General features: G+C 55.7%; 7 protein-coding genes. 3 read left to right on the top strand and 4 right to left on the bottom strand.

Annotation, left to right across the window (positions count from 1 at the left end):
* Positions 1-1,172 (bottom strand): transketolase family protein (locus L579_RS10815; protein WP_036626416.1); only part of this gene is annotated, 1,172 nt, incomplete at its 3' end.
* Positions 1,173-1,240: 68 nt separating this feature from the next.
* Positions 1,241-2,191 (bottom strand): transaldolase, encoded by a 951-nt coding sequence (gene tal, locus L579_RS10810; protein ID WP_021184279.1) that lies wholly within the window; start codon positions 2,189-2,191, stop codon positions 1,241-1,243.
* 363 nt (positions 2,192-2,554) lie between these two features.
* On the opposite strand from tal, the gene maeB reads away from it, so the two are divergent.
* Positions 2,555-4,834 (top strand): NADP-dependent oxaloacetate-decarboxylating malate dehydrogenase, encoded by a 2,280-nt coding sequence (gene maeB / locus L579_RS10800; protein WP_021184278.1) that lies wholly within the window; start codon positions 2,555-2,557, stop codon positions 4,832-4,834.
* A gap of 71 nt (positions 4,835-4,905) precedes the next feature.
* On the opposite strand, the gene hemF is transcribed toward maeB, so the two are convergent.
* Together hemF and amiA are read right to left on the bottom strand one after the other, a co-directional pair.
* Positions 4,906-5,829 (bottom strand): oxygen-dependent coproporphyrinogen oxidase, encoded by a 924-nt coding sequence (gene hemF / locus L579_RS10795; RefSeq protein WP_021184277.1) that lies wholly within the window; start codon positions 5,827-5,829, stop codon positions 4,906-4,908.
* Positions 5,830-5,864: 35 nt separating this feature from the next.
* A complete protein-coding gene (gene amiA, locus L579_RS10790; protein ID WP_021184276.1) occupies positions 5,865-6,725 on the bottom strand; it encodes an N-acetylmuramoyl-L-alanine amidase AmiA in 861 nt (286 codons plus the stop codon).
* A 210-nt stretch (positions 6,726-6,935) separates the two neighbouring features.
* Here amiA and L579_RS10785 point away from each other — a divergent pair, with 210 nt between their 5' ends.
* Both L579_RS10785 and L579_RS10780 read left to right on the top strand, forming a co-directional pair.
* The gene (locus L579_RS10785) at positions 6,936-7,361 is read left to right on the top strand and encodes a GNAT family acetyltransferase (RefSeq protein ID WP_021184275.1); all 426 of its coding nucleotides are present in this window, start codon (positions 6,936-6,938) and stop codon (positions 7,359-7,361) included.
* On the top strand, positions 7,362-7,823 hold the full coding sequence (locus L579_RS10780; RefSeq protein ID WP_021184274.1) for a DUF2919 domain-containing protein: 462 nt from the start codon (positions 7,362-7,364) through the stop codon (positions 7,821-7,823).
* The last annotated feature ends 37 nt before the right edge of the window (positions 7,824-7,860 follow it).

Genomic DNA, 7,860 nt, shown 5'->3' with positions numbered 1-7,860 from the left:
GACCAGATAGTGAGATTGCTGGGGGCCAGATCGGCAGATCCCCCAAGGAATTCAGGTAACAGCTTGCCAAACACTTCGAGGGTATTTTGCGATGCTTTACGGCTGGCAATTTTCTGTGGATTTGCCTGGAGTTGTTCAACAAACGCCTGAACCTCGCTTTGCCAGTTAGCGGGTAACTCACCGCTCAGGCGACGTGTGAACTCTTTCGCCAGTTCGGGATGCGCCGATGTATAGGCCGCCAGTTTTTCGTCCCAGGCTTTTTCGCGCGCGGCCCCGGCTTCTTTAGCATCCCACTGCTGATAAATCTCTTTTGGGATCTCAAACGCTGGAGAGTTCCAGCCCAGTTGTTTACGCGCCAGCGCCACTTCCGCTTCGCCGAGCGCGGCACCGTGCGACTCCTCTTTACCGGCTTTATTGGGCGAGCCAAAGCCAATGATGGTGCGACAGATAATCAGCGAGGGTTTGTCGGTGACGCCCTGCGCCTCTTTGATGGCGTTGCTGACGGCGGTCGGATCATGGCCGTCAATGTCGCCAATCACATGCCAGTTGTAGGCTTCAAAGCGTTTGTGGGTATCGTCGGTAAACCAGCCTTCAGTTTCACCGTCGATGGAAATGCCGTTGTGATCGTAAAAACCGATCAGCTTGCCAAGTCCAAGGGTACCCGCCAGCGAGCAGGCTTCATGAGAGATCCCTTCCATCAGGCAGCCGTCACCCATAAACACGTAGGTGTAATGGTCGACGATCTCATGCCCCGGCTGGTTAAATTGTGCCGCCAGCGTGCGTTCGGAAATCGCCATCCCCACGGCATTCGCCAGCCCCTGACCGAGTGGTCCGGTGGTGGTTTCAACCCCTGCGGTATAACCCAGCTCCGGGTGTCCCGGCGTTTTCGAATGTAGCTGACGGAAGTTTTTCAATTCCTCCATCGGCAGGTCATAACCGGTGAGATGCAGCAGGCTGTAAAGCAGCATCGAGGCATGGCCGTTGGAGAGAATGAAACGGTCGCGGTCGGGCCAGTGTGGGTTGGTCGGGTTATGTTTGAGAAAATCGCGCCACAGCACTTCGGCGATATCCGCCATGCCCATCGGGGCACCCGGATGGCCGGAATTTGCTTTTTGTACGGCGTCCATGCTCAGGGCACGAATCGCATTAGCCAACTCTCTGCGTGAAGACATAGGGTTCTCCCTTGTGATTTGGCAAAAAGGACGGGCAAGACGCCCGTCCGGCATGAGGTGGTGGTCGGTCAGAGACGAGCAGCCAGCACGTCCTCCAGTTTTTGCTGGTCAATGGCAAACTGACGGATCCCATCGGACAGTTTTTCTACCGCCATCGGATCCTGATTATGTTCCCAGCGGAACTCCGCTTCAGACAGCGGCGCAGGCTGATGGAAGCCTTCGGTTGACGGTTCCAGCTTACGTTCCACTGGCGTATCGCTGTTGGCCAGTTCTTCCAGCAGATTTGGCGAGATGGTCAGTCGGTCACAACCCGCCAGCGCCAGAATCTGCTCCACTTTACGGAAGCTGGCACCCATGATGACGGTGTTGTAGCGATGCTTTTTGTAATAATCGTAGATGCGACGCACGGATTTCACGCCCGGATCTTCATCTGCCACATACGGATCGAGCGGTTTACGGCTGTTGTACCAGTCATAAATACGACCAACGAACGGGGAGATCAGGAACACACCCGCTTCGGCGCAGGCGCGGGCCTGAGCGAAGGAGAACAGCAGCGTCAGGTTGCAATGGATGCCGTTTTTCTCCAGCTCCTCGGCAGCGCGGATGCCTTCCCAGGTTGACGCCAGTTTGATCAGGATACGCGAACGGTCAATGCCGTTCTCTTCGTACAACCGCACCAGTTTTTCGGCTTTGGTAACACACATGCCCCGATCGAAAGAGAGGCGCGCATCCACTTCGGTCGAGACACGGCCTGGTACGCTTTTCAGAATTTCCATACCGAGGTTGATCGCCACTTTGTCGCTGGCGTTGATGATCTGCGTTTCTTTACTGCCGCCCTGTTTTTTTGCGTAGTCGATGGCGTCATCAATCAGGTGTTTGTAGGCGTCAAGTCCGGCGGCTTTGAGGATTAATGAGGGGTTGGTCGTGGCGTCTTCCGGGTGGTATTGGCGAATGGATTCAATATCGCCACTGTCCGCCACCACGGTGGTGAACTGTTTTAATGCATCGAGCTGGTTCATCGCTTAACTCCTTGATTAGCAATCATTATGGCAAATAGAAAACCTCAGGCAGCTTTGGCCTTATTACGCCATTTCCAGGTGAGTACCGGTCCAACACATTGCTACAGACGTCAGGTGAAGAAAATGCGTTTTCTCTGATTGTGACGCTGGGGCGCCCACTGTGCGCGCTTGTGATTAGGGGCCAGCCTGAGATGACAGCTGCGCGTTTTACCACCACTAAGCATAGCAGTCTGTGACCGGGGCGTTGATCTGGCTGTGGCAATCTGTGCCCTTGTAAACCGCGTATTCTTTGAGCGCCTTCACCCTCTTTTGGGCGGTTGATTTCTATACTGAACGCTCTTTCTCCGCGCAACAGGATGCCCAATGGACGATCAACTGAAGCAAAGCGCTCTCGATTTTCACCAGTATCCCACCCCCGGAAAAATTCAGGTGTCACCCACCAAGCCGCTGGCGACGCAGCGTGACCTGGCCCTGGCCTATTCACCCGGCGTGGCAGCCCCGTGCCTTGAGATTGCCGTGGACCCTCTGGCGGCACATAAATACACCGCACGCGGCAACCTGGTGGCGGTGATCTCTAACGGCACTGCGGTGCTTGGCCTCGGCAATATCGGCGCACTGGCGGGGAAGCCGGTGATGGAGGGCAAGGGCGTGTTGTTTAAGAAGTTTGCCGGGATAGACGTGTTCGATATCGAAATCGACGAACACGACCCGGATAAACTGATTGAGGTGATTGCCGCGCTGGAACCGACTTTTGGCGGCATTAACCTTGAAGATATCAAAGCGCCGGAGTGCTTCTACATCGAGCAGAAGCTGCGCGAACGTATGAAAATCCCGGTGTTCCACGACGATCAGCACGGCACCGCCATTATCTGTACCGCTGCGGTGCTGAACGGATTGCAGATTGTGAAAAAAGCCATCTCCGATGTGCGGCTGGTGGTCTCGGGTGCGGGCGCTTCAGCCATCGCCTGTCTGAACCTGCTGGTAGCGCTGGGGATGCAGCGTCACAACATCGTAGCCTGTGATTCCAAAGGCGTGATTTGGCGTGGTCGTGATGCCGAGATGGCAGAAACCAAAGCGCTGTATGCCATCGAGGACAACGGCAAACGCACGTTGGAGGAGGTGATTGCTGGCGCGGATATTTTTCTTGGCTGCTCCGGGCCGCAGGTGCTGACGCCGGAAATGGTCAGCCAGATGGCAAAAGATCCCCTGATTCTGGCGCTGGCAAACCCGGAACCTGAAATCATGCCGCCATTAGCCAAGGCGGTGCGGCCCGATGCCATCATCTGCACCGGACGCTCGGATTTCCCTAATCAGGTCAATAACGTGCTGTGTTTCCCGTTTATCTTCCGTGGCGCTCTGGATGTGGGGGCTACCGCGATCAACGAAGAGATGAAACTGGCGGCGGTGCACGCCATTGCGGCGCTGGCGCAGGCGGAGCAAAGCGATGTGGTGGCGTCGGCCTATGATGACCAGGATCTGAGTTTTGGCCCGGAATATCTGATCCCGAAACCTTTTGATCCGCGTCTGATTGTGCAGATTGCGCCTGCGGTGGCGCAAGCCGCGATGAAATCTGGCGTCGCCACGCGACCGATTGAGGACTTCGATGCCTATCGCGAGAAACTCACCGAGTTTGTCTATAAAACCAACCTGTTTATGAAACCGATTTTCTCGCAGGCACGCAAAGAGCCGAAACGGGTGGTGCTGGCGGAAGGAGAAGAAGTGCGGGTGCTGCATGCCACTCAGGAACTGGTGACGCTCGGACTGGCGAAACCCATTCTGATCGGTCGTCCTAACGTAATCGCCATGCGCCTGCAAAAGCAGGGACTGAAAATCGAAGCCGGAAAAGATTTTGAGGTGGTGAACAACGAATCCGACCCGCGTTTTAAAGCCTACTGGAGCGAGTATTACCAGATTATGAAACGGCGTGGCGTTACGCCGGAGATGGCACAGCGTGCGGTGATAGGCAATCCCACCCTGATTGGGGCGATCATGGTCCATCGTGGTGAAGCCGATGCGATGATTTGCGGCACCGTTGGCGATTATCATGAACATTACGAAGTGATTGAGAAGGTGTTTGGCTTCCGTCCTGATGTACGCGTCGCCGGGGCGATGAACGCGCTGCTGCTGCCGAGCGGCAACACCTTTATTACCGACACCTACGTCAACGAAGATCCGACACCAGAGCAACTGGCAGATATTACCTTGATGGCTGCGGAGACGGTGCGACGCTTTGGTATCGAACCGCGTGTGGCGCTGCTGTCACACTCCAGCTTTGGCACCTCGAATGCGCCGGGCGCGCGCAAGATGCGTGAAGCGCTGGCATTGATTCAGCAGCGTGCGCCGGAACTGGAGATTGACGGAGAAATGCACGGCGATGCGGCGCTGGTGGAAAATATCCGCCGGGAATTGATGCCGGACAGCCCGTTAAAAGGCACCGCCAATCTGTTAATTATGCCAAATGTTGAAGCGGCGCGTATCAGCTACAACCTGCTGCGCGTCTCCTGTTCGGAGGGGGTGACGGTTGGGCCGGTGTTAATGGGTATCAGCAAACCGGTGCATGTATTAACACGTATCGCTTCGGTGCGACGCATCGTCAATATGGTGGCGCTGGCGGTGGTGGAGGCGCAGACCGAGCCGTTGTGAGATCGTAGCGGCGCGATTTATCGCGCAGGTTTAAAACGCGCGCGATAAATCGCGCCGCTACGAAATGGCCATTATCTGGACGCGATACTCAGCCAATCTTTCACCGGCAGAAAATCGCGGTACAACGCCGCTTCTGGCGTTCCCGCTTCCGGTTGATAATCATATTCCCAGCGCACCAGCGGGGGCATCGACATCAGGATCGATTCGGTTCGTCCACCGGTTTGCAGACCAAACAGGGTGCCGCGATCCCACACCAGGTTGAACTCGACATAGCGACCACGGCGGTATAACTGGAACTGGCGCTCGCGCTCGCCCCACGGCAGCGCTTTGCGTTTCGCCACAATCGGACGATAGGCTTGCAGAAAACCATTGCCTACCGCCTGGGTAAAGTCGAAGCAGTGGTCAAAATCGGGGGTGTTGAGATCGTCGAAGAACAAACCGCCAATGCCACGCTGTTCCTCACGATGCTTGATATAGAAATAGTCGTCGCACCATTTTTTAAAACGTGGATAGACGTCCTCGCCAAACGGCTGGCACAACTCAAAGGCTGTCTGATGCCAGTGCATGGCATCTTCTTCAAAACCGTAATACGGGGTGAGGTCGAAACCGCCACCAAACCACCACACCGGATCGGCTCCCGGCTTCTCTGCAATAAAGAAACGCACGTTGGCGTGGCTGGTCGGTATGTACGGGTTTTCCGGATGGATCACCAGCGATACGCCCATCGCTTCGAAACTGCGGCCAGCCAGCTCCGGACGATGCGCGGTCGCGGAAGCGGGCATCTGGTCGCCATGAACGTGGGAGAAGTTAACGCCAGCCTGCTCAAACACCGCGCCGTTGCGCAGTACGCGGCTGCGTCCGCCACCACCGCCGGGCCGCTGCCAGTTATCTTCAGCGAAGTCTGCTTTACCATCTTCCGCCGCCAGTTGGGCGCAAATGTCATCCTGGAGCGCCAGCAAAAAGGCTTTAACGCGGGAAATATCGGGATTGCTCATGAGTCACTCGTTCCGGAAATTTGCCGCGATTATACCTAAGCCTGACGACGATCGTACTCATCAAAGTAATTGACGATGCCATCGGCAATTGCGCTGGCGATTTTACGGCGGAACGCCGGGGTGCCGAGCAACTGCTCTTCGTGTGGGTTGGTGATAAACGAGGTCTCCACCAACACCGAAGGAATGGATGGCGACTTCAGTACCGCAAACGCGGCCTGTTCGGTGTGCTGGCTGTGCAGATGATGCACCGGGCGAATCTGATCCAGCACATGTTTACCCAGCGTCAGGCTGTTACGAATGGTGTCGGTCTGCACCAGGTCGAACAGGATCTGGTTCAGATACTGATCCTTCGCCGCCACTTCGGCACCACCAACTTTGTCGGCATCGTTCTCTTTTTGCGACATATAACGCGCCATCGCACTGCTGGCTCCACGATTCGACAAGGCGAACACTGACGCGCCATTGGCATCCGGGCTGGTATAACCATCGGCGTGAATAGACATAAACAGATTTGCACCGTGCTGATGGGCGATTTCAACGCGCTGATAGAGCGGAATAAAGTAGTCAGTGTCGCGTGTCAGACGCACTTCCACCTTCGGATGATCCTGCAACAACTGACGTACGTTGTTGGCGATATCCAGCACGATATGCTTCTCTTCGGAACCTTGCTCGCCAACCGCACCGGAATCGATGCCGCCGTGACCAGGGTCGATCATCACAATACGTTTGCCGCTGCGGGCTGGGGGCGCAGGTTTGCTGTGGCGTGGCAGCATGCGTAAATCCGCGCTCTCTTCTTTGGCCTGGACCAGACGCGGTGACAGCACCGCCAGCGCCAGTCCGGACAGCAGCAGCTGACGGCGATTGGTTAAGCGTTTGAGCAGTGAAATCTTTTTCATCAATGAATCCCTGACAGGTAAACCTGCGAAGTGTTATAGCGTAACACCCTGTCGCGTGCGACCTCACAACTATTTCAGGGCTTTACTTTGTATTTCAGGTCGCTAACAGAAAATTTGCCGCTTTTTTCCGCCACTGAGCGGTGCAAGGTTTGCACCCGGCAAAGAATGCGTGATAATCAGCGAATTGTGGCCAACTGTAGGGTAACGCCGATGGAAATCCGTTCTTTCCGCCAGGAAGATTTTGAAGAAGTGATCACGCTCTGGGAGCGTTGCGATCTGTTGCGCCCGTGGAATGACCCGGAGTTGGACATCGAACGCAAAATGAACCATGACCCGGATCTCTTCCTGATAGCCGAAGTTGGTGGCGAGGTGGTGGGGACGCTGATGGGCGGCTACGATGGTCATCGTGGTGCCGCATACTATCTGGCGGTCCACCCGGATTATCAGGGACGCGGCTTTGCCAATGCGCTGATGAACCGTCTGGAAAAGAAACTGATTGCGCGTGGCTGCCCGAAAATTCATCTGATGGTACGTGAAGAGAACGATCAGGTGGTGGCGTTCTATGAAAAGCTCGATTACGAACCGGTGGACTCGCTGCTGTTTGGTAAACGGTTGATTGAAGATCGCGAGTATTAAGTGGTCACGCTGAAATATCCACCCGAAGAATATGATGCGAAAGGGCAGCTACGGCTGCCGTTTCTTTTCTGGTTGATCCTGTTATTGCAGGCGCGCACCTGGCTGCTGCTGGTGATGGCTGGCGCTTCACGTCAGCAGGGCAATGACCTGTTGGCGCTGTTTTATCCGGACCGGCAAAGTTTCTGGCTCGGTCTGGCGCTGGGTGTTCCGTCGGCCATCGGTTTATTACTCACCGGTTATCGCCAGCGTTGGCCTCGGGTGTGGCAAAGCTGGCGCTGGGTGTTGAGTCTGTCGCTACTGATTAACCTGCTGTGGCAGGGGGTTAATCTGTGGCAGGGCGAGATGCCTGACTCGCCATTTCCGCTGTTGCTGACGTTGTTTGACCTGCTGGCGTTATATTGGCTGCAAACCCATCGCCGCCTGCGTGACTGTTTTTTGCCCGAACATCAGCATCACGAATAAACTTTTTGTCGCTTTGCGACTCCAACAGGCACGCCAA

Source organism: Pantoea sp. AS-PWVM4 (assembly GCF_000468095.1).
Lineage (GTDB): Bacteria > Pseudomonadota > Gammaproteobacteria > Enterobacterales > Enterobacteriaceae > Pantoea > Pantoea phytobeneficialis.
This window is presented reverse-complemented; position numbering and strand designations above follow the sequence as displayed.

Coding starts and splice junctions, on each gene's coding strand:
- tal (WP_021184279.1), bottom strand. CDS start 2,191: ATGAACCAGCTCGATGCATTAAAACAGTTCACCACCGTGGTGGCGGAC.
- maeB (WP_021184278.1), top strand. CDS start 2,555: ATGGACGATCAACTGAAGCAAAGCGCTCTCGATTTTCACCAGTATCCC.
- hemF (WP_021184277.1), bottom strand. CDS start 5,829: ATGAGCAATCCCGATATTTCCCGCGTTAAAGCCTTTTTGCTGGCGCTC.
- amiA (WP_021184276.1), bottom strand. CDS start 6,725: ATGAAAAAGATTTCACTGCTCAAACGCTTAACCAATCGCCGTCAGCTG.
- L579_RS10785 (WP_021184275.1), top strand. CDS start 6,936: ATGGAAATCCGTTCTTTCCGCCAGGAAGATTTTGAAGAAGTGATCACG.